The organism is Nocardia sp. X0981 (assembly GCF_977089955.1).
Genome location: NZ_OZ372435.1, coordinates 5,176,163 through 5,195,006, shown reverse-complemented (window position 1 = coordinate 5,195,006; position 18,844 = coordinate 5,176,163). Strand labels below are relative to the sequence as shown.

General features: G+C 69.2%; 18 protein-coding genes. 7 read left to right on the top strand and 11 right to left on the bottom strand.

What is annotated here, in order from left to right:
• Positions 1–201: 201 nt before the first annotated feature.
• Positions 202–1,020 (top strand): hypothetical protein, encoded by an 819-nt coding sequence (locus tag ACYR7D_RS22805; protein ID WP_459546569.1) that lies wholly within the window; start codon positions 202–204, stop codon positions 1,018–1,020.
• 81 nt (positions 1,021–1,101) lie between these two features.
• Here ACYR7D_RS22805 and ACYR7D_RS22800 read toward each other — a convergent pair whose 3' ends face one another.
• From ACYR7D_RS22800 to ACYR7D_RS22790, 3 genes are all read right to left on the bottom strand, one after another.
• Positions 1,102–1,551 (bottom strand): SgcJ/EcaC family oxidoreductase, encoded by a 450-nt coding sequence (locus ACYR7D_RS22800; protein ID WP_459546568.1) that lies wholly within the window; start codon positions 1,549–1,551, stop codon positions 1,102–1,104.
• 74 nt (positions 1,552–1,625) lie between these two features.
• Positions 1,626–2,699, bottom strand: coding sequence for an alpha/beta hydrolase (locus tag ACYR7D_RS22795; protein WP_459546567.1), 1,074 nt, complete (start codon positions 2,697–2,699; stop codon positions 1,626–1,628).
• 510 nt (positions 2,700–3,209) lie between these two features.
• Positions 3,210–3,542 (bottom strand): histone-like nucleoid-structuring protein Lsr2, encoded by a 333-nt coding sequence (locus tag ACYR7D_RS22790; RefSeq protein WP_459546566.1) that lies wholly within the window; start codon positions 3,540–3,542, stop codon positions 3,210–3,212.
• A gap of 105 nt (positions 3,543–3,647) precedes the next feature.
• Here ACYR7D_RS22790 and ACYR7D_RS22785 point away from each other — a divergent pair, with 105 nt between their 5' ends.
• A complete protein-coding gene (locus tag ACYR7D_RS22785) occupies positions 3,648–4,640 on the top strand; it encodes an MsnO8 family LLM class oxidoreductase (RefSeq protein ID WP_459546565.1) in 993 nt (330 codons plus the stop codon).
• Between the two features lie 42 nt (positions 4,641–4,682).
• Here ACYR7D_RS22785 and ACYR7D_RS22780 read toward each other — a convergent pair whose 3' ends face one another.
• Positions 4,683–5,261: a TetR/AcrR family transcriptional regulator gene (locus ACYR7D_RS22780; RefSeq protein WP_459546564.1), complete on the bottom strand. Its 579-nt coding sequence runs from the start codon at positions 5,259–5,261 to the stop codon at positions 4,683–4,685.
• Positions 5,262–5,341: 80 nt separating this feature from the next.
• On the opposite strand from ACYR7D_RS22780, the gene ACYR7D_RS22775 reads away from it, so the two are divergent.
• Positions 5,342–6,190, top strand: coding sequence for a class I SAM-dependent methyltransferase (locus ACYR7D_RS22775; protein ID WP_459546563.1), 849 nt, complete (start codon positions 5,342–5,344; stop codon positions 6,188–6,190).
• An 88-nt stretch (positions 6,191–6,278) separates the two neighbouring features.
• On the opposite strand, the gene ACYR7D_RS22770 is transcribed toward ACYR7D_RS22775, so the two are convergent.
• Positions 6,279–7,169 (bottom strand): alpha/beta fold hydrolase, encoded by an 891-nt coding sequence (locus ACYR7D_RS22770; protein WP_459546562.1) that lies wholly within the window; start codon positions 7,167–7,169, stop codon positions 6,279–6,281.
• A gap of 154 nt (positions 7,170–7,323) precedes the next feature.
• On the opposite strand from ACYR7D_RS22770, the gene ACYR7D_RS22765 reads away from it, so the two are divergent.
• The gene (locus ACYR7D_RS22765; protein WP_459546561.1) at positions 7,324–8,232 is read left to right on the top strand and encodes an LLM class F420-dependent oxidoreductase; all 909 of its coding nucleotides are present in this window, start codon (positions 7,324–7,326) and stop codon (positions 8,230–8,232) included.
• A gap of 122 nt (positions 8,233–8,354) precedes the next feature.
• On the opposite strand, the gene ACYR7D_RS22760 is transcribed toward ACYR7D_RS22765, so the two are convergent.
• Positions 8,355–9,266 carry a universal stress protein gene (locus ACYR7D_RS22760; RefSeq protein ID WP_459546560.1) on the bottom strand — a complete coding sequence of 304 codons (912 nt, stop codon included), beginning with the start codon at positions 9,264–9,266 and terminating at the stop codon, positions 8,355–8,357.
• Positions 9,267–9,438: 172 nt separating this feature from the next.
• On the opposite strand from ACYR7D_RS22760, the gene ACYR7D_RS22755 reads away from it, so the two are divergent.
• Positions 9,439–9,936 (top strand): GNAT family N-acetyltransferase, encoded by a 498-nt coding sequence (locus ACYR7D_RS22755; RefSeq protein ID WP_459546559.1) that lies wholly within the window; start codon positions 9,439–9,441, stop codon positions 9,934–9,936.
• Between the two features lie 5 nt (positions 9,937–9,941).
• Here the strand turns inward: ACYR7D_RS22755 and ku are convergent, their stop codons facing one another.
• Positions 9,942–10,829: a non-homologous end joining protein Ku gene (gene ku / locus ACYR7D_RS22750; protein WP_459546558.1), complete on the bottom strand. Its 888-nt coding sequence runs from the start codon at positions 10,827–10,829 to the stop codon at positions 9,942–9,944.
• Complete coding sequence (locus tag ACYR7D_RS22745; RefSeq protein ID WP_459546557.1) at positions 10,829–11,938, bottom strand: lycopene cyclase family protein; 1,110 nt, start codon at positions 11,936–11,938, stop codon at positions 10,829–10,831. Before ACYR7D_RS22745 ends, ku begins: the two co-directional genes overlap by 1 nt.
• 128 nt (positions 11,939–12,066) lie before the next feature.
• Between ACYR7D_RS22745 and ACYR7D_RS22740 the strand changes: the two genes are divergently transcribed.
• Positions 12,067–13,563: an MFS transporter gene (locus ACYR7D_RS22740; protein ID WP_459546556.1), complete on the top strand. Its 1,497-nt coding sequence runs from the start codon at positions 12,067–12,069 to the stop codon at positions 13,561–13,563.
• Between the two features lie 35 nt (positions 13,564–13,598).
• Here ACYR7D_RS22740 and ACYR7D_RS22735 read toward each other — a convergent pair whose 3' ends face one another.
• The 3 genes from ACYR7D_RS22735 to ACYR7D_RS22725 form a co-directional block, all read right to left on the bottom strand.
• Positions 13,599–14,477 (bottom strand): hypothetical protein, encoded by an 879-nt coding sequence (locus tag ACYR7D_RS22735; RefSeq protein WP_459546555.1) that lies wholly within the window; start codon positions 14,475–14,477, stop codon positions 13,599–13,601.
• 129 nt (positions 14,478–14,606) lie between these two features.
• The gene (locus ACYR7D_RS22730) at positions 14,607–15,488 is read right to left on the bottom strand and encodes a hypothetical protein (protein ID WP_459546554.1); all 882 of its coding nucleotides are present in this window, start codon (positions 15,486–15,488) and stop codon (positions 14,607–14,609) included.
• Between the two features lie 75 nt (positions 15,489–15,563).
• A complete protein-coding gene (locus tag ACYR7D_RS22725; RefSeq protein ID WP_459546553.1) occupies positions 15,564–17,054 on the bottom strand; it encodes an NAD(P)/FAD-dependent oxidoreductase in 1,491 nt (496 codons plus the stop codon).
• 250 nt (positions 17,055–17,304) lie between these two features.
• Here ACYR7D_RS22725 and ACYR7D_RS22720 point away from each other — a divergent pair, with 250 nt between their 5' ends.
• Positions 17,305–18,789, top strand: coding sequence for a cytochrome P450 (locus ACYR7D_RS22720; RefSeq protein ID WP_459546552.1), 1,485 nt, complete (start codon positions 17,305–17,307; stop codon positions 18,787–18,789).
• Positions 18,790–18,844: the final 55 nt, after the last annotated feature.

Here is an 18,844-nt window from a genome sequence, read left to right as displayed (position 1 = left end):
AATCGCGGTCGCCGGCCGGGAGATCCGGCGATCGATGGCTCGGCAAGCGTGTGCCCGGCGCCCGGCGCGGCATATCCGACCCATCCGGGCACCCGGGTGGGTCCGAATGTGGAACGACAACATCTCTTTCTGAACGAAAGGCGATAGATGGGCACCGGCAAGCACACAGCAGTCAGTCCGCGACGGCGGAAGATGGGGTCCATGGTCGTAGCGGGGGCGGTTCCCGTGGTTCTCGCCCTGGTGGGTACCGGCACCGCGCACGCCGATCCGGCCGGTTCGATTCCGGTGCCCCGGTCCGAGCACATCGCGCCGGATGTGGCACCGGCACACGAGGACGCCGGCGCCGGCCCGGCCGCGGAGACGGATCGGCAGTGGCCGGCGGCCGTGGCGCCGAACGTACATCTGTACCGGGGGATACGGATTCCCGACGACACCTACACCTCCCTGCAGTGGGCGCGTCCCGTGCCGGACAGCGAGTACCTGTCCCCGGTGCAGGTGCTGCACGCGCCCGGACCGGTGGCGCCGGTACCTCCCATCGCACCCCCGCCCGGGAAACTGCGTTTCGGTGATGTGCAGGTCGATTCCCCGGAGTGGCTGCCACGGGAACAGGCCGTGCAGCTCAACGACGGAGCCGCCGTCACCGAGGCCCGTCTCGCGACCTTCCTGGATTCGGTCGGAATGGAGCGCACCCGCTCGGACCGCGTCGCGGGGCAGACCGTGGGCGCCGCCGCGCTGGGTGCCGCGGCGGGTGCGGCGGTGGCGAGCCCGTTCGCGCTCGTCGGCGCGGGCCTGGGCGGGGCGATCGGTGCGGCCGTCGGCGTGCCCTTCGCGCCCATCGGTCTCGCGGCGGTACCGCTCGGGGCGGCCTACGGTGCGGCTCTCATGGTCGCTCCGCTTGCGGCGATAGGCGCGGGCGTCGGGGCGGGCCTCGGTGCGGTGCATGCGTTGAGCGCGCCGCCGCGCGCCCTCGGCCCGGCCACGGAGGATGCCGGGGCCGAAGGCGAAACAGCCGGTATGTGACCCACCGGTGCCCGAGGCGGATACGGCGCGCACACGCTCGCCGTGCGGCCCGCGAGCCGCTTGCCGGACCGGGGCGGAAGTTCAGTCGGCCGCGGGCACCATGGTGTTGTGCCGGGCCGCCACCCACCAGCGCCCCTGTTCTCGCACCAGGACGTACAGGGCCACCATGGCCGGGTCGCGGTCGATGAGCTCACCATCGGCGGTGGTGGCTCGGGCCACCTTGTGCGCGATCGCGATATCCGGGCGCAGGAATACGATATCGCTCACGTCGTAGCGCACGTATTCGTCCTTCAGGAATCCGGCGAGACCGCGGCGGGCCGCCCCGAGCAGGGCGTCGCGCCCGGTGATGACCGTACCGACCGCGTTGCCCGCCGCCGCGTTCGCGGTGAAACCGCTGGTCATCAGCTCGGCGTCATTGGTGTTGTAGCCGGTTTCGACATCGGCGACCAATTGTTCGATGGCGGCGATATCGGCGGTGTGATCGATGCTGTGGTCTTCCACCACAGGCGGGACGGCTGCTGTCGTATCCATGGATACCAGCATTGAACCTCGAGTACTGTCGAGGTCAACTCGGCGAAGCGCGCCGGTACGCGATACCGGCCGCCTCAGCCGATATTGGCGGACAGATCCGGCAGCATCCGTAATGCCTGATCGGCCCAGTTGTTCCAGGCGTGGATCCCGTGGGCCGGGAAATCGTAGTGCACGTTCGTGGCGCCCAGGGTCGCCATTCTTATCTGGAAAGCGCGCGTGTTCACCAGGGCCAGGGCCTCCAGGCCCATACCGTTGACCGTGGCGATACTCGGCCCGTCCGCGGCGGTCGGCAGACCGCTGGCCGCCGAAACCCACAGCCGGGTGTTGTTCGCGACGAGGTTCGCGGCGCCGACGAAGGGGTCGATACGCAGCCATTTGGGGTCCCACGGTGCCGCCATCGCATCCACGTTGTAGCCGCCGGCGTCGATCATGGCCACGCGGATCGCCTCACGCATACCGGGGGCGGAGATATTGAGATAACCGGAATAGGAACCCGCGAAGCTGAACTGATGAGGGTAGTGGGCGGCCAACGTCAGTGCCGCGCTCCCGCCCATCGACAGACCGAAGATTCCGTTGCGCCGGGTGGCGAAACCGAGCCGGTCGTGCAGTGCGGCGGGCAGTTCGCGGGTGAGGAAGGTCTCCCATTTGTAGGTGTAGGACTTGCCGGGACCGGCCGACATGACCTGGAGTCCGCCGGAACCGGAGGCCGATCCCGAGGCCGAGCCGGCTGCGGAACCCGAGCCGGGGGGTACACCGAGAAACGTGCTCGGCGCGTTCCAATCGGTGTAGAAACTCGACCGGCCACCGACCGGCATCACCACATTGATATTCCACTTGGTGAACTCCCGGGCGATATCGGTATCGATCTCCCAGCCGCTGAGGTCCTCCCGCGCCCGCATTCCGTCCAGCGCGTAGACCACCCGTGAGGTGTTCCCGTCCGCGGCCCGGAAAACGCGGGTCTTGATCGGTCCCATGGCGGCGGAGTCGACCCAGAAGTCCGTTCCCGCGGGGTCGAAGGCGGCGCGGGCGGGGGCCGCACCGCCGGTCAGCAGGGAGAGGGCCTGGATCAGCACGGCGAGCGCGGCGGTGAGCAACCAGAACCGGGGGCGTGGTGGCGCCAGCGGTGCGCGGGACAAGCGGGGTCGCATGGGAAGGGCCTTTCGTCCGGGTGGGCACAGGGTCGGTGGGGCCCGCTGCCGCGGACCACCCGTTCCCGACCGGCGCCGAACATTCCGTGGCCCTGCCACGGACTCGGCATACCGTCCGGTCCTTCGCTTCGCCGCGGCGTTCCGTTACCTTTTTGTGACCTGCTTCGCGTGGCCGGGGTGCCGGGTATCACCGGTTCCCGGCGGGACGAAGCCCGCGGAGCGCGGCGGTATCGCCCGGTCACGGCCCCGCGGGCGACCCTGATGCCGAGGTGGCGCACCTCTCCGGCCCGGAAGGGCACCGGGTGGCCGTCGGAGCGCGCTCATCGCCTCTCGGGCCGGCGATGCCGCGCGCGGCTGTATCGGCGACAGCGAGGACGGTGTGCCGGCCCGTGATCGCCCATGCGAAGAGGAGTCGCGGTATCCATGCCGCCACCGATCGAACTCGCGCCGACCCTCCGGGGGCCGGCCGCGGTGGATCGAATCGGCGGTTATCGGCCCGGCGGCGGCTCGTTACCGATGTGCCTTCTTGTACGCCTCGGTCACTTCCGCCGAGATCCGGCCCCGATTGGAGACTTCCAGGCCGTTCTTGCGTGCCCACTCCCGGATCGCCTGCGTTTCCTGGGGGTTGGCGGATTGGGACTGCCGCTTACCCTTCGTGACCCGGCCGCCGACCTTGCGCGCATGCGCCGTCCACACGGCGAGGGCATCGCGCAGTTTCTCGGCATTGCGGGCCGAAAGGTCGATCTCGTAGGTGACACCGTCCAGAGCCAGGGTAACGGTCTCTTCGGCCTTGGAAGTGCCGTCGTAGTCGTCGACCAGCTCAACGATGACCTTGCGCGCCATGCAGTCCTCCGATAAGTGGGCAAATGATCTCGGTAATCGTAGCCATATCCACCCGGCCGGTCGGAATCGGCGGAAGATCACCGGCGGTTGCGGTGTTGCACGAGCGTGCATCTCTCGCTCCTGGACCGGTCCCGGACCCGGGTCGGTGAACCCGAGTCGGCCGCTCTGACGCATACCGTCGAACGCGCATCGGCGGCGGAGAATTCGGGCTACCGGCGGTTCTGGGTGGCCGAACACCACGCGGTGCCCGGTATCGCGTCCGGGTCGCCGCCGGTGCTGATGGCGGCGTTGGGTGCCCGGACCTCATCGATCCGGATCGGTGCCGGGGGCGTGATGTTGCCGTATCACCAGCCGCTGGTGGTGGCGGAACAGTTCCTCATGCTGGAGGCGCTGTATCCCGGGCGTATCGATCTGGGTCTGGGCCGCTCACCGGCCTTCACCGCGCCGGTGCGTCGCGCGATGCGGCACGACGCCGACCAGCCGGACCGGTTCGAAACGGACCTGGTGGAATTGCGTGGATACCTGGATCGCACCGGGCCGGTCACCGCGCACCCGGTCACCGGCACCTCCGTACCGATGTTCGTGCTGGCCACCGGCCGGGGGCTGGCCGTGGCCGCCCGGCTGGGCCTGCCCGCTGTACTCGGTGGCCCCCTGTTGGACAGTCCGGAACTGGATACCGCGCTCGCCGGCTACCGGCGAGGTTTCCGCCCGAGTCCGCGGGCGCAGCGGCCGACAGTTGTCGTCGCACTGGACGTGACGGTCGCGGAGACCGATGCCGCCGCCCGTGATCTGGTACTCCCTGAGGCCTGGGCCATGGCGCGTTCGCGGAGCACCGGGGAATTCCCGCCGCTGGAACCCGTGTCCGCGATCCGGGCCCGGGACCTGCCGGGGCAGATCCGCCGCCGCGTGGAAGCCACGCTCGAGCGCGCGGTCGCGGGCGCGCCGGAGACGGTGCGCCGCCGGCTCGAACAAGTGGCCGAACGTACCGGCGCCGAGGAACTGCTGGCCACGACCTCCACCTACGACCGTGCCGCCCTGGCCGCCTCCGATGCCGCCCTGGCGCGGATCGTTCGTGGTCGAGCGGGCGTCCCGGGGTGATCGTTTCCCCTCCACCCTGCTGTTGGTGAGCCGTGGTGGCGTTCAGAGCGCGGCGACATATCGCGTCAGGACCGCGCGGATCGTCGCCCGGTCGACTGCCCCGTGCGGTGTCACCGCGTCGAGGGACAGTCCGGAGACGAGAGCGGCCAGGTGTGCCGCCTCGTGGGCCGGGTCCCGCACGCCGACGGTGGTGAGCGCTTCGACGAGGACGGTACGCAGGTCCGCCGCCATACGCGCGGTGACCGGTGCGAACGCGGGTTCGGTCCGGGACGCCGCGATGACTTCCATGAGTACCACCGCCTCGCGGTGACGTTCGTCGTCCAGCGGGACCAGCTCCTCGAGTACGGCCAGTAGGTGACGTTTCGCCTCGGCGCGATCCTCCCGCGCCGGGGCCGGGTGGCGGGAGAGGCGCTCGCCCATACGGTCTCCGGCCTCGGTCACCGCGGCGACGACCAGGGCCTCGTGGTCGGCGAAATAGTGGCGCACCGAGCCGACGTTCAGCCGGGCCTCGGTGGCGACTTTCCGGAACGTCACGGCGGTCAGGCCTTTGGCGACCACCAGGCGCAGGGCTGCTTCGACGATATGACGGCGGCGCGCGTCGGCATCGACCCGTAACGGCATCAGCGCAGTCTAGACAACGGCCTCTTTCTATCACACGTGTGATAGAAAGAGGGGGATTCCGGAACCGGAAAGGACCCGCTGTGAACGAGGCAGAAGCCATAGCCGCCAACCGCGCGAACTGGGACGACCGTGCGGACGTCCACGTCCGCTCCACCATGTACGACGTCGAGGCAATGCTGGCCGACCCGGCCGCGATCTCGGCGGTCGTGCGCAACGATCTCTCGGTTCTGGGTCCTCATCTGCCACCCTCCGGGGTGCGTGAGCGGTCGCTGCTGCACCTCCAGTGCCATATCGGCACCGATACCGTGAGCTGGGCCCGGCTCGGCGCGGCCGCGGTACACGGGCTCGATCTCTCGCCCGGATCCCTGGCGCACGCCGCGCGAATCGCCGCGGCCGACGGCCGCGATATCACCTGGATCGAAGGTGATGCCCGCTACGCCTCCCGATTGATCGACCGCCGGTTCGACATCATCGTCACCAGCGCCGGAACCATCGTGTGGCTACCGGAACTCACCGAGTGGGCCCGGTCCGTCCACGATCTGCTCGAACCGGGCGGGGTGTTCATGATCCGCGACGACCATCCGATACTCGCCGCCATGGAATTCGAGCCCTGGGAGATCCGGGACGACTATTTCGGTGGCGGCGGCGTCCGGGTCTACGAGGACTCCGGCAGCTACACCCCGGACTCGGCAGGGCGGATAACGCATGTGGTCAACCACGAATGGCGCCACGACCTGGGCGAGGTCGTCGGATCGCTACTGTGCGCCGGTCTCCGGATCGAAGCGTTCGCGGAGCTGCCTTTCATGGATTGGCCCGCGTTCCCCGATCTCGTGCCGTGCCCGCACGGGTGGACCCTCCCGCCGGGCGCGCCCCGCATACCGCTGAATTTCGCCGTGGTCGCCCGCCGGCCGGCCGAGTCCTCGTCGTAACAGCACGGTACGCGGCCCGGAAACCGTCTACCGTGCTTCTCGGAACGGCACCACACACCACACCGGGCCGGAGCGCGCGGTGGTGTTCCTAGGCGACCCGCGCCGCGTGGAACTCACGGAACGCGCGCAAGGTCTCCTCGGGAGCCTCCAGCTGCGGGTAGTGACCCACATCGGGGAGTTCGACCACATCGGGTTCGGCGACGAGCTGCCGGTAGCGGCGCACCATCCGCGCACCCGAGACCGGATCGCGTACCCCGTCGACCAGCCGGACCGGGACCTGCGGCCGTATGAGCGCACCCACCCAGCGTTCCCGGTGCGCCCGGCGCTCGGCCATATATCCGATGAGCTTGTGCCCGTTTCGCTTTCCGTGCTTACTGCACCACAGCACCCAGAAATGGTGCATTTCCTCTTCGTCCGGTGCGGAATCGGGGCCGAATACCGCGGCCAGGCTGCGCGCGAACGTCTGCTCGGAACCGAACCGGCCGACCAGCGGCCCCAACGGTCCGGCCAGCAGGCGCTGTACGGGCCGCGGCCGGTGTGCCTCGGGGAAGAGCCCCCCGTTGAGCAGGCACACCGATTCGACGACCAGGGACCGATCCCCGGCCGCACGGCGCTCCGCGTCCCGGGCCAGCAGCTCCTGGGCCACCGTATCGCCGTAGTCGTGGGCCAGCACATGAAAACGTTCCACACCCTGCTCCCGGAGCAGTTGTTCGCTCAGATCCGCCTGGTCGGCGATCGTGTAGTCGTAGTGCTGCGGTTTGGCCGACCAGCCGAACCCGATCAGATCCGGCGCCAGCACTCGTTCGAACTGCCGGCACAGGTCGGGCCAGACCCGATGCCAATCCCAGGACGCGGTCGGGAACCCGTGCAGGCACAGCAGCACTCCCGCCGGTCCGCCACCCCCCTCCTGCCAGAAGATCTGATGTCCGCGATGGGTGAACCGCTTCCCGCTCGACCGCCAGCTCGCAAACTCGTCCATGGTCTCAGCATGCCCCGCCGGCGGCCCCGGGTCGAGCAGATCGCGGGCGCGTCGGTTCGTACCGCAGACGCCGGTCCGGTGAAACGATGTGGGTAGGCTCGCGACAACCGGACGATCGAGGCAGTCCCACGACGAACCGACGAGGAGGCCCACGGTGCGGATCGGAATTCTGCTCGGTGAACGAACCGGGAGCGATGCCCTGAACCGGCTCACCGACGATCTACGGCGAACCGCCGAGGAGGGTTTCCACTCGGCCTGGCTCTCCCATATCTTCGGCGTCGACGCGCTCACCGCGCTGGCGGTCACCGGCAGCCGGGTCCCCGGTATCGAACTCGGTACCGCGGTGGTGCCGACCTACCCGCGCCATCCCGGGGCGCTGGCCCAGCAGGCACGCACCACCGCGCTCGCGGTCGGCCCCGACCGGCTGACACTGGGCATCGGCCTGTCCCATCGCGTGGTCATCGAAGAGATATACGGCTACGGATTCGACCGGCCCGCCCGCCATATGCGCGAATACCTCTCCATCCTGGGCCCGCTGCTGGAACGGCGGCCGGTGTCCTACAGCGGCGAAACCCTCACCGGCAACTTGGAGCTCGGGATCCCCGACGAAGGCCGGATACCCGTATTGCTGGCCGCCCTGGGCACACAGATGCTGCGACTGGCCGGCCGGCGTGCCGACGGCACGGTGCTGTGGATGACCGGTCCGGCCACGATCGGTGACCATATCGCGCCCACGATCACCGCGGCGGCCCGGGAAGCGGGACGGGAAGCGGCCCGTATCGTCTGTACGCTGCCCGTGCTGGTCACCGATGATATCGAGGGCGCGCGGGAACGGGCCGCCCGCGTTTTCGCGACCTACGGCACGCTGCCGTCGTACCGGGCCATGATGGATCGCGAGGGGGTGGCCGGCCCCGCGGACCTGGCGATCATCGGTTCGGCCGAACAGGTGAGCGAGCGGGTCCGGGAGATCTTCGCCGCGGGGGCCACCGATTTCGTCGGCTCGATCTTCGCCGGCGGCCCGGAGGCCCAGCGGACCCGTACCGTGCTGGCCGAGTTGTGTTGAGGGGTGTGTCGATGGCGCCGCCTGCGGCGGCGCGGGTCGAGGTCCTCGGGGCCCGGCCATAGATCGAGATCATCCAGGAAGGTTCGGGTAGGCGGGGTGGTCGCGACCGGGTAGGCGAGTGGTCATGACCGGGCGGGCCGGGTGATCATGACCGGGCAGGCCGCGTGCTGGATGAGCGACTGGCTGGTCGATCCCAGCAGGAGCCCGCGGAATCCGCCGCGGCCCCGGCTGCCGACCACGACCAGTTGGGCCCGCTCCGACCATTCGCGCAGGTGCTGCGCGGGCGTCGACGGGTACACCTCGCGCCGCACCGTGACCTCGGGATACTTCTGCTGCCAACCTGCCAGGCGTTCGGCCAGTACCGCCTGTTCGGCGGTTTGCAGATCCTCGGCCGGGATCTCGATGTATCCGGTACTCGCGAACTCCGTGAAGGTGAGATCACTCCAGGTGTGGACCGCGACCAGTTCGGCCTCCCGCTCGGCGGCCTCCGCGAACGCCGCCGCCACCGCGGTATCGCTGACGGGGCTGCCGTCCACCCCCACCACCACGGGCCCCTCGGTGATCTCCTCGGCGTTCTCACGCACCGCCACGATGGTGCCGTGACCGTGTGCCGTCACCGCCAGGATCGTCGAGCCCAGATGAGCGATCGCGCCGCCGCGGTGGGACCCGAGGACCACCATATGCGCCGATTCGGACAGCTCCGTGAGCAGTTTCGCCGGAGCGTGCTCCGAGAGCAGAGTGTCCACCTCGAGGCCCGGCACCGCTTGCCGGGCTATCTGGCTACCGGCCACCAGCACCTGTTCCCCATGGGTGCGCAGCGTCCGGACGGCTTCGTCGACCATCGGCTGATAGGCGACCAGCCAGGTCTTGGCCGGCGTCGAATTCATTCCGTAGGCGATCACCAGCCGCCGCCGGCGCCGGGCCGCCACCGCGGCCGCCCAGCGGATGGCGGAATGGGCGGCGGCCGACCCGTCGGCGCCCACCACCACGGCAGCGGATACCAACCGGTGTGGATCGTCTGCGTTTTCGGTCATAAGGCGAGTATCCACCCGGCGATCGGCTGCGGCCGTGTCCCGAGACGTTTCCCGGCGACGGTGTGTCGCGGACTTGCCGCTCGGCGCGATATCCGACGCTACCTGCTGTTTCCTCGGCGGCGCGCCGTGGTGAGGCTTGTCCGGGACGGTGGAATACGCGAATCATGATCACGTGCTGATATCGGATGGGGTCATCGGGCTGCGGCCGATCGAGATCGCCGATGCCGCCGCGCATCTCGCGGCGCAGGATCGGGAATCGATGCGCCGGACGCCGGGCCCGGGGACCCCGAACGTGGTGGCCGATTTCGAACGCTGCGCCGCGGCGTGGGAAAACGACGAGCCGTGCAAAACCTTCGGTGTGGTGGACATCGCCGCTCATACCCTGGCCGGAACTCTCGACCTCGCCCTGGACCAGGAGTTCCTGGCGAAACGGCAGGCCGATATCACCTACGGTATCTACGCCCCCTGGCGGGGGCGCGGTATCACGGGCCGGACCATCGTCCTGGCGTGCCGGTACCTGGCCCGCCACGATCTGGCGGACGAGGCGGTACTGCGCATCGACTCCGGTAACCGGGCCGCGATCGTGCTGGCCCATCACCTCGGCTTCCGCTATCACCGCACCAGCACGGGGCCCGAAGGCGGACTCGACTGGTTCATTCAGGCCGTATAGCTGCTTCAGGCGCCCTTACGGGTTCGTTTCCGGGCGCTCTTCTGCGTCGAGTGCCGGGCGGCCTTGCGGGGTTTCGATTTCCCACCGGCTCCGGATTCGTCACCTGCGCGCGCGCCGCTGGCCTCCAGGCTGCGCCGCAGCGCGGCGACCAGGTCGACCACTTCGGCGTCGGTCTCCTGTGCCGGTGCTTCAGCGTGTTCCGGGACCTTACCGTCGCCCCGGGCGATGGCCTCGTCCAGGAGTCGCTGGAGTTCGACCTGGTACTCGTCGGTGAACTGCTCCGGATCGAAATCCTCCGACATCGACTCGACCAGTGTTTCGGCCATCTCGATCTCCTGGGGCCGCGGCCTCTTGGCCTCCTCGAGCGATTCGAACGAGACCGAGCGTACTTCGTCCGGCCACAGCAGCGTCTGCAGGACGAGCATTCCGTCCCGCACCCGCATCGCGGCCAGCCGGGTTTTCTGGCGCAGGGTGAAATGGACCAGCGCCGTCCGGTCGATACGGTCCAGGGTGGCCGCCAGCAGGACATAGGCCTTCGGTGTGTTCGAATCCGGCTCGAGATAATACGTCTTGTCGTACAGGATGGGGTCGATCTGTTCCGAGGGCACGAATTGCAGAACCGGGATCTCGTGTTTCTCCGCGACCGGTAGTTCGGCGAGATCGTCGTCGGTGAGCACGACTCTCTCGCCCTCCGGCGATTCGTATTGCCTGTCGATATCGGCGAACCGCACCGATTTCCCGCAGACGGTGCATACGCGGTCGTATTTGATCCGGCCGCCGTCCTCGGCGTGGACCTGATGGAATGTGATGTCGTGATCCTCGGTGGCGGTATAGACCTTCACCGGGACGTTCACCAATCCGAACGCGATCGAGCCTTTCCAGATTGACCGCATCACTCCATGATGGCCGAACCTGTTCGCGAGAGCGAGGCAGCGCGCGGAAAGACGGTCGCGACGGCGAGGCGAGTCCGGGTGCGTCCGGGAAGAGCGAAGAAGAGGCCGTTCATGGCGGCGGCGGTACCGGCGAGGTCGCCGCGGCCGGACAGATAGGCGCGTTGCAATGCGATATCGAGTTCGAAGAAGGTATCGAAGAACCGCGGAATATCGCGTGCCGGAAGAGCCAGCAGAGCGCGCAGGCCCGCCAGGCGTAGCCGGTGTACCGCCCGGGCCGCGGCGGTCCATCCCGAACCACCCGCGGCGACGGTATCGGCGGCCGACAGCGACGCGGCGATGCTGTACCCGGTGGCCGGGTGCAGATAGCCGCCCGCGGCACCGAACCGGGCGCCGCCGGGGGAGCCACCGGCGACCGGGAAGCGCACCCGTTCCACCGGTTCGTCGCCGTGTAGCGCGATACCGCGGGCCGCCAGGCGGTGGCGCAATCGGCGCGCGAGTTCCGCCGAGCCCAGCGCGGGAGCGCCCACCAGGCAGGTCTCCTCGTACAGGACGGTATCGTTCCCCAGCGGGACGCGGTAGAGAAACGAGGGAAGCGCATCCGGGCCGGCGCCGTTGTCGGGTCGCCAATCCATGAAGAGCGCCGCTTCGTGCTCCCCGGTACCGCGCAGTATCAGCCCGTAGGCGGTCTGCTCCGGGCGTCCGGGCCGACGAGGGAGACCGCGCGCATCGATCACCCGGTCCGCCCGCAGCGTGTCGCCGGTGTCCAGCGTCACCGAGTTCCGGGCCGGTGCCGCGATACGGCCCCGCACCACGGTGGCGCCGGTGAGATCGAGGCAGGCGTGCAACCGGGCGGTGTCCAGAACGGTGTAGGAACGCGGGATCCGGTGCGCGCGCTCACCGAAGGCGGCCGGCTCGGTGACGGTGACCGCCGCGACGGCGGGATCCAGCCAAGCGGGCAGTTCGTCGGACCAGGCGGCATAGGTCGCCTCCCAGCGTCGATCCGGGGCGGGGTCCACCGCGGTGACCGTCATACCGCGGGCCAGACATCGATGCGCGAGGGCGCGACCGGCGGGACCGAGCCCGCAGACGATGATGTCGGCGCTCACCATCGGATCGAAACACGGGCCGAGCGCACCGTGACCATCGGGGTGGTGAGAGCACCGCCGGGCCGCCGTGGAACAGCGGCGGCCGAAGGTCGCGTTACGACTACGTGAACCGACGAGCTGGAAGGAATCCGATGACGAACCTGGAGGCGGTGCGGGCCGCACCGGAGACCGGTGGGCGGCGGGCCTGGTTCGGGCTGGCCGTGCTCCTGCTGCCCGTACTGCTGGTGTCGATGGATATGTCGGTGCTGTTCCTGACGCTGCCCACCCTGACCGCGGATCTCGACCCCACCGCGGCGCAGCAGTTGTGGATCCTCGACATCTACGGGTTCCTCATCGCCGGCCTGCTCATCACCATGGGCAACCTGGGCGACCGTATCGGGCGGCGCACCATCCTGCTCGCCGGCGCCACCGTGTTCGGTACCGCCTCGGCGGTCGCGGCCTTCGCGCCGAGCGCCGAGGTACTGATCGCGGCGCGGGCGCTGATGGGGGTCGGCGGGGCCACCCTGCTGCCGTCGAGCCTGGCACTCATCTCCAATCTGTTCCCCGATCAACGACAGCGTTCCACCGCGATCGGCGTGTGGACGGCGTTCTTCGCGGGCGGTTCGGCGGTCGGACCGATCATCGGTGGAGTCCTGCTGCACCATTTCTGGTGGGGGTCGGTGTTCCTGATCAACGTCCCGGTGCTGCTCGTCCTGCTGGTGTTCGCGCCGATGCTGCTGCCCGAACACCGGGCGCGCACCCTCGGCCCGCTGGATCTGCCGAGTGTCGCGCTGTCGATCGGCGGCATCCTTCCCGCGGTGTACGCGGTCAAGCACACAGCCGAGTACGGTTTCGATATCGAGGCACTGGTCGGCGCGGTGACCGGCGCGGTGGTGCTGACCTTGTTCGTGCGCAGGCAGCGGCGGCTGGCCGAACCGCTGCTCGATCTGGCGCTGTTCGGCCGGGCCCGCTTCTCGGTGGCCATCGGATCGAGTACGGCGAGCATGATGTCGCTGGCCGGACTCAGCTATCTGAGCAGTATCTGGCTGCAGTCGGTCACCGGGCGGGATCCCCTGGCGGCCGCCCTGCTGGGGATACCCATGGCGATCACCGTGTTCATCTTCTCGGTGAACGGTTCGGCGGTCGGCCGGTGGCTCGGTATCCGATGGGCGTTCGCGCTGGCGCTGCTGGTGGCGGCGCTGGGTAACCTGATGGTCCTCGGGATCGGAGTCGCCGGCGGCGCCGGGTGGTACATAGTGGGATCGGCGCTCGCCGGCGCCGGTTACGGCATCGTGTTCACGCTGGTATCGGAGGTGGCGGTTGCCTCGGTGCCGCCGGAGCGAGCCGGTTCGGCGGTGGGGATCTCCGAAACGAGTTTCGAACTCGGCAATGCGCTGGGCCTGGCGCTCCTGGGTTCGCTCGCGGCCTTGTTCTTCCGTTCCGGCGGGGATTTCGCGCCGACGCTGGGAGAGACCATTCAGCGTTACGGTGGGGATCCCGCGCTCCTGGCGGCGGCGCGGGGCGCGTTCGTCTCCGGTGCGCACGCGGCCATAGCGGTCGGCGCCGGTGTGCTGCTGCTGATGGGGGCGATCGCCTTCGCTGTGGGCCGGGGTACGCGCCCCGACGGGCCGACGGTGTCCGGCCGGTGACGGGTGGCCGGCCGGATGGACCGGCCACCCGCCGGTCACTGGGCCGGTGGCGTGCCGTACGGTGCGGCGGCGAAACCCTCCGCCGCACCGATCGCCCCGCCGATCGCCGCCCCCGCGGCGGCAGCCGGGGCGGCGATCACCGCATAACCGATCGCCGCTCCGAGGACGGGCCCGATGACCAGGCCGATCGGCAGGAACGGTATCCCCGAGATGAAACCCGCGACCGCGCCGACCAGAGCCGAGGTACCGGCGAGCGGTGAGGCCAGCGTATTGGCGACCGATGCGCCGATAGCGGCCGAACCCAGGGTCTGGGCCGCGATACGGTCCGACCGGCTGCGTTCGACACCCACCGAGTCCAGGAAGGTCGCGAGCTGGGCTTCGGCCTGAGCCGCGCCGGTGTTGATATCGCGCACGTCGAAGGGCGGCGCCTCCATGAGCAGGTTCCCGATTCGCAGGGTGCCGGGCGGCGCTTCGATCGGCGCCACCGGTGCCACGGGTTCGGGAGCGTGCAGTTGCCCCTGCGGCGCGAGATAGGCGTGCTTCGGCAGCTCCCGGGTGCCCGGGGTCGCCGGCTCCGTGATCGCGGCCAGCGGCGCGACACCGGGAGCCGCGGGCACGATATGCGTGAACGGGGCGGTGGCCGCGGTGAGGGTATCGGTGGCCGACCGGACGGCGATACGGACCGTGTCCTGCACCGTGTGGACTGCCGGTCCGAGCGGATCCGCGGTAGGGGCCGTAACCGAGGGAAGCGCCGGCAGCGCCGCGGGGATCGGGGATGACGCGGGTGGAGCGGGGAGTACTTCGGCATCGGCGGTACCGGCGCCGATCAGCGTCGCGATGAGCGGGATGGCCCCGGCCGCGACGACCGATCCTGTCGCACGCCGGGACGGACCGGAAGCCCTGTGCTTACCCATGGTCGCCTTTCTCCGGAATTTATCGGTTTGCCCGACATTCGTTTCGGAGCGGGCCGTGGATGGGATCGCCCTGTTCGGTCGGCTGTGCACCGGCCGCCGGCCCGGCGCCGGGCCGGCGCTTCGCCGGGATCACCGCGGGGATGCGCCGAAGGATGCGGCGGTGAAGCCGTCGGTCGCCCCGTAGGCCCCGCCGAGCGCCGCGCCGGCGAGCATGGCGGGTACCGCGACGACCCCGTACCCGATCGCCGCGCCGAGCACGGGGCCGGCGACCAGACCGGTCGGCAGGAAGGGAATTCCCGCGACGAAGCCCGCTACCGCCCCGGCCATGGCGAACGGGATGGCCACCGGCGTGACCACCGCGGCGGCCACCGCCGCACCGACGACGGCGGATCCGACGGTTTGCGCCGCGATACGGTCCGACCGGTGGCGCTCGACGCCCATGGAATCGAAAAGGGTGGCCACCTGGGCCTCGGCCTGCGCCGCGCCTTCGTTGACCGGGCTCGCGTCGAAGGGCACGCTCATCATGAGGTTGCCGATCCGTAGCGTGCCGGGCGGCGTTTCGAGCGGAGTCACGGGGGCGACCTGTACGGGAGCGTGCAGGGTGCCGGGTGTCGCGGGGGAGAGGTGATCCGGTAGCGCCCGGATGCCGGGCGCCGGTTCGGTGACCGGCACCGGTGCGGGGATCACGGGGTTCGCAGCCGCCGGGGCGGGGTGGATGAACGGGGCGGTGGCCGCGGCGAGCGTATCGGTGACGGCCCGGACGGTCGCCCGGGTCGCCTCCCCGACCGTGCCGGGGGTCACCGCCGGCAGGTTACCGGCCGGAGCCGGCAGCGTCGGGAGCGGATCGTGCGGCGGGGCGGGGATCGGCGCGGGCAGCGCGGTCGAGGCGGGAAGTGTCTCGGCCGCGGCGGTACCGGCACCGATCAGCGTCGCGATGAGCGGAATGGCCCCCGCCGCGACGAGTGATCCGGCAGCGCGCCGGGGCACACTGGTCGCTGAGTGCTTACCCATGGTCGCCTTTCTCCGGAGTTTTCGGTTGCCCGATAGTAGCTCCGGAGTGGTCGCATGGCTGGGAGGTCGGCCTGGTCAGCCGACTTTACGATTGCTCCCGGGTTTATCCGCGGAGTTGGCGGGGGTGCTGCCGCCGGGGGATTCGAGAGTTCCCGCCGGGCTGCCCACCACGGGGGCCGGTGGCCGGCGACCCGCCGCGCCGCGCACGATCTCTTCCCCTTCTTCGCTGTCGCCGTACACTGCCTCGAGCGCCAGCCGGGCGAAGATCCACTGCTCGGTGGCCGCCATCTGGCCCCGGCTGCGACCCAGGAAGGTGACGAACCACTGGATGATGGTGATGATCCGGCTGCGGTAGCCGACGAGGTAGTACAGGTGCAGCGCCAACCAGGCCAGCCAGGCGAGGAACCCGCCGAATTCGAGTTTCCCGACCTGGCACACGGCGCTGAAACGCGAAATCGTCGCCATACTGCCCTTGTTGAAATAACTGAAGGGCTTGCGCTCCTGCGGCGACTGCTTACCCGCGACCTCCGCCCTGATCTGTTTCGCCGCGTAGGTGGCGCCCTGGATGGCGCCCTGGGCCTGCCCCGGGACTCCCGGTACCGACATGAGATCGCCGACGACGAAAACGTTCGGGTGGCCCTTGATGGTGAGGTCCGGTTCCACCACTACTCGGCCCGCCCGGTCGACCTCGGTACCCGCGGATCGGTCGGCCAGCATCTTGCCCAGCGGGCTGGCCTGTACCCCGGCCGACCACACCTTGCAGGCCGATTCGATGCGGCGGGTGGTGCCGTCGGAGTCCCGTACGGTGACACCGTGGGCGTCCACATCGGTGACCATGGCGTTGAGCTGGATCTCCACCCCCATGGACTCGAGCCGGCGCTGTGCCTTACCGCCCAGTTTGGGGCCCATCGGGCCGAGTACCGCGCCCGCGCCCTCCAGCAGGATCACCCGGGCGTCGCGCGGATCGATATTGTGGAAAGTGCCCTCGAGAGTGCGATCGGACAGTTCGGCGATCTGGCCGGCGAGTTCGACGCCGGTGGGGCCGGCCCCCACCACCACGAAGGTGAGCAGCCGGTCGCGTTCCTCTTGGGTGAGGGCGACCTCGGCCTGTTCGAATGCGCCCAGAATGCGGCCGCGCAGTTCGAGGGCGTCGTCGATGGTTTTCATCCCGGGGGCGAAGGTGGCGAAATGGTCGTTGCCGAAATACGACTGCTGGGCACCGGTCGCCACGATCAGGCTGTCGTACGGGGTGACCGTGGATTCGCCGAGGAGTACCGAGGTCACCGTGCGGTTGTCCACATCGATATCGGTGACCTCGCCGAGTAGTACTCGCGCGTTCTTCTGTTTACGTAGGACCAGACGGGTCGCGGGGGCGATTTCGCCGACCGAGAGAATACCGGTCGCCACCTGGTAGAGCAGCGGCTGGAACAGGTGGGTGGTGGTTTTGGAGATGAGGGTGATCTCCACATCGGCCCGTTTGAGGTGTTTGGTGCCGAAGAGGCCGCCGAACCCGGACCCGATCACCACGACGCGGTGCCGGCCGTTTCCAACAGGTTGCGTGCTCATGGTCGCTCCTCGCCAGCGGTGGGCCGATACTGCCCTGGTGATCATTTCCTGACAATGCACACGGTAGTGGCAGTACGGGCCGAGGGCGCAATGGGCCGCCCGGTGTTCGTGCGTAGCGCTGTGGCCACTCTCCACGATAGCCATCGCGCGATGGTCTCGGGTGATGCGAGACGGTACCGATTCGGAGTAAAGGGCCGAGTTGGTGCAACAAAGAGAATATGATGAGCGCTGTCTCTCAGGAGGTTTCGTCATGGTCACCGTCGACCGTGTCGCCACGCCCCGAGCGCGTGCGCGCACCGATACCGAGAATTCGGCGCTCATCGAAATACCCCGGCGTCAGCTCGTGGACCGGTTGCTGCTGAAGGTGCCCGAGCGGCCCCGGATACTGGCCACTCCGCCCAGCGGGAGCGATACCGTCGCGGTGCGCGGCGACGGCGGCCTGCCCTATATGGGTCGCACCTTCCATTACATGCGCTGGGGTCCGGCGGAGATGCTGGACAAATACCGTCGCTTCGGTCCGGTCACCCTCAACAGCTCCCTGGGTATGGACCGGGTGTTCGCGGCGGGCCCCGAAGCGCTGGACGAGGTACTCGGCCGCCGACGCCGCGATTTCGGGCAGGGCTGGGACTACTTCATCGGACCGTTCTTCCGGCGCGGCCTGCTCCTGCTCGAGTTCGACGAGCACATGTTCCACCGCCGCATCATGCAGCAGGCGTTCACCCGGGAGCGGCTGGAAGCGCATCTGGCCGAACTGACCCCGGTGGTGCGTTCGACCATCGCCCACTGGGTACCGGAGGGACGGGGCGCGAGCCGGACCGTGCCCCTGTTCCCCGCGATCAAGGATATGGCTCTCGATATCGCCGGTGAGACGTTCATGGCGGTGGAAGTAGGTGACGAACGCCGGAAACTCACCGACGCGTTCGTGGCCTGTACGCACGCCGGGCTCGCGATAGTCCGCCACGGTGTGCCCGGCGGGAAATGGCGCGCCGGGCTGCGCGGCCGCAAGGTGCTGGAGGACTATTTCACCGCGATGCTGCCGGAGAAGCGGCGCAGCGACGCACCCGACTTCTTCTCCGGCCTGTGCCACGCCCGTGCCGAGGACGGTTCGGTGTTCAGCGACGCCGACGTGGTGAACCATATGATCTTCTTGATCATGGCGGCGCACGACACCACCACGACCACGGCCACCGCGGTCGCCTACTACCTGGGCAAGCATCCGCAATGGCAGCAGCGGGTGCGCGAGGAGGTGCTGGCGCTGGACCTGGACAACGCATCCCCGACCATCGCCGATCTGGACACCCTGCGCACCCTGGACCTCGTCGTGAAGGAGAGCCTGCGGCTGATGCCGCCCGTGCCGGGGATGGTACGGCGCGCGGTCCGCGATACCGAGATCCTCGGCCACTACATTCCCGCCGGAACACCCGTGGACCTCGGATACCAGGTCAATCACCTGCTCGAGGAATTCTGGACCGATCCCGAGGTCTTCGACCCGCTGCGGTTCGCCGAGGACCGGCGGGAGGACAAATCGCACCGGCTCGCCTGGATGCCCTTCGGAGCCGGGTCCCACAAGTGCATCGGTATGCACTTCGGCACCTTCGAGGTGAAGACCATCATCTCGGCCCTCGTGCGCGACTACGAATGGAGTTTCCCGCAGGCCTACCGGATGCCATGGGGTTTCACGACGATTCCGTTCCCGCGCGACGACGCCCCCATGCGATTGCGGCGGCTCACCTGAAACGGAGATGATCCGCGAACACCGGGCCGGTGGGAGACCAGACCCGGTGTTGCGG

Excerpts from the sequence above, each read along its gene's own strand:
- ACYR7D_RS22805 (WP_459546569.1), top strand. The coding sequence starts at position 202 with ATGGTCGTAGCGGGGGCGGTTCCCGTGGTTCTCGCCCTGGTGGGTACC.
- ACYR7D_RS22800 (WP_459546568.1), bottom strand. The coding sequence starts at position 1,551 with ATGGATACGACAGCAGCCGTCCCGCCTGTGGTGGAAGACCACAGCATC.
- ACYR7D_RS22795 (WP_459546567.1), bottom strand. The coding sequence starts at position 2,699 with ATGCGACCCCGCTTGTCCCGCGCACCGCTGGCGCCACCACGCCCCCGG.
- ACYR7D_RS22790 (WP_459546566.1), bottom strand. The coding sequence starts at position 3,542 with ATGGCGCGCAAGGTCATCGTTGAGCTGGTCGACGACTACGACGGCACT.
- ACYR7D_RS22780 (WP_459546564.1), bottom strand. The coding sequence starts at position 5,261 with ATGCCGTTACGGGTCGATGCCGACGCGCGCCGCCGTCATATCGTCGAA.
- ACYR7D_RS22770 (WP_459546562.1), bottom strand. The coding sequence starts at position 7,169 with ATGGACGAGTTTGCGAGCTGGCGGTCGAGCGGGAAGCGGTTCACCCAT.
- ACYR7D_RS22760 (WP_459546560.1), bottom strand. The coding sequence starts at position 9,266 with ATGACCGAAAACGCAGACGATCCACACCGGTTGGTATCCGCTGCCGTG.
- ku (WP_459546558.1), bottom strand. The coding sequence starts at position 10,829 with ATGCGGTCAATCTGGAAAGGCTCGATCGCGTTCGGATTGGTGAACGTC.
- ACYR7D_RS22745 (WP_459546557.1), bottom strand. The coding sequence starts at position 11,938 with ATGGTGAGCGCCGACATCATCGTCTGCGGGCTCGGTCCCGCCGGTCGC.
- ACYR7D_RS22740 (WP_459546556.1), top strand. The coding sequence starts at position 12,067 with ATGACGAACCTGGAGGCGGTGCGGGCCGCACCGGAGACCGGTGGGCGG.
- ACYR7D_RS22735 (WP_459546555.1), bottom strand. The coding sequence starts at position 14,477 with ATGGGTAAGCACAGGGCTTCCGGTCCGTCCCGGCGTGCGACAGGATCG.
- ACYR7D_RS22730 (WP_459546554.1), bottom strand. The coding sequence starts at position 15,488 with ATGGGTAAGCACTCAGCGACCAGTGTGCCCCGGCGCGCTGCCGGATCA.
- ACYR7D_RS22725 (WP_459546553.1), bottom strand. The coding sequence starts at position 17,054 with ATGAGCACGCAACCTGTTGGAAACGGCCGGCACCGCGTCGTGGTGATC.
- ACYR7D_RS22720 (WP_459546552.1), top strand. The coding sequence starts at position 17,305 with ATGGTCACCGTCGACCGTGTCGCCACGCCCCGAGCGCGTGCGCGCACC.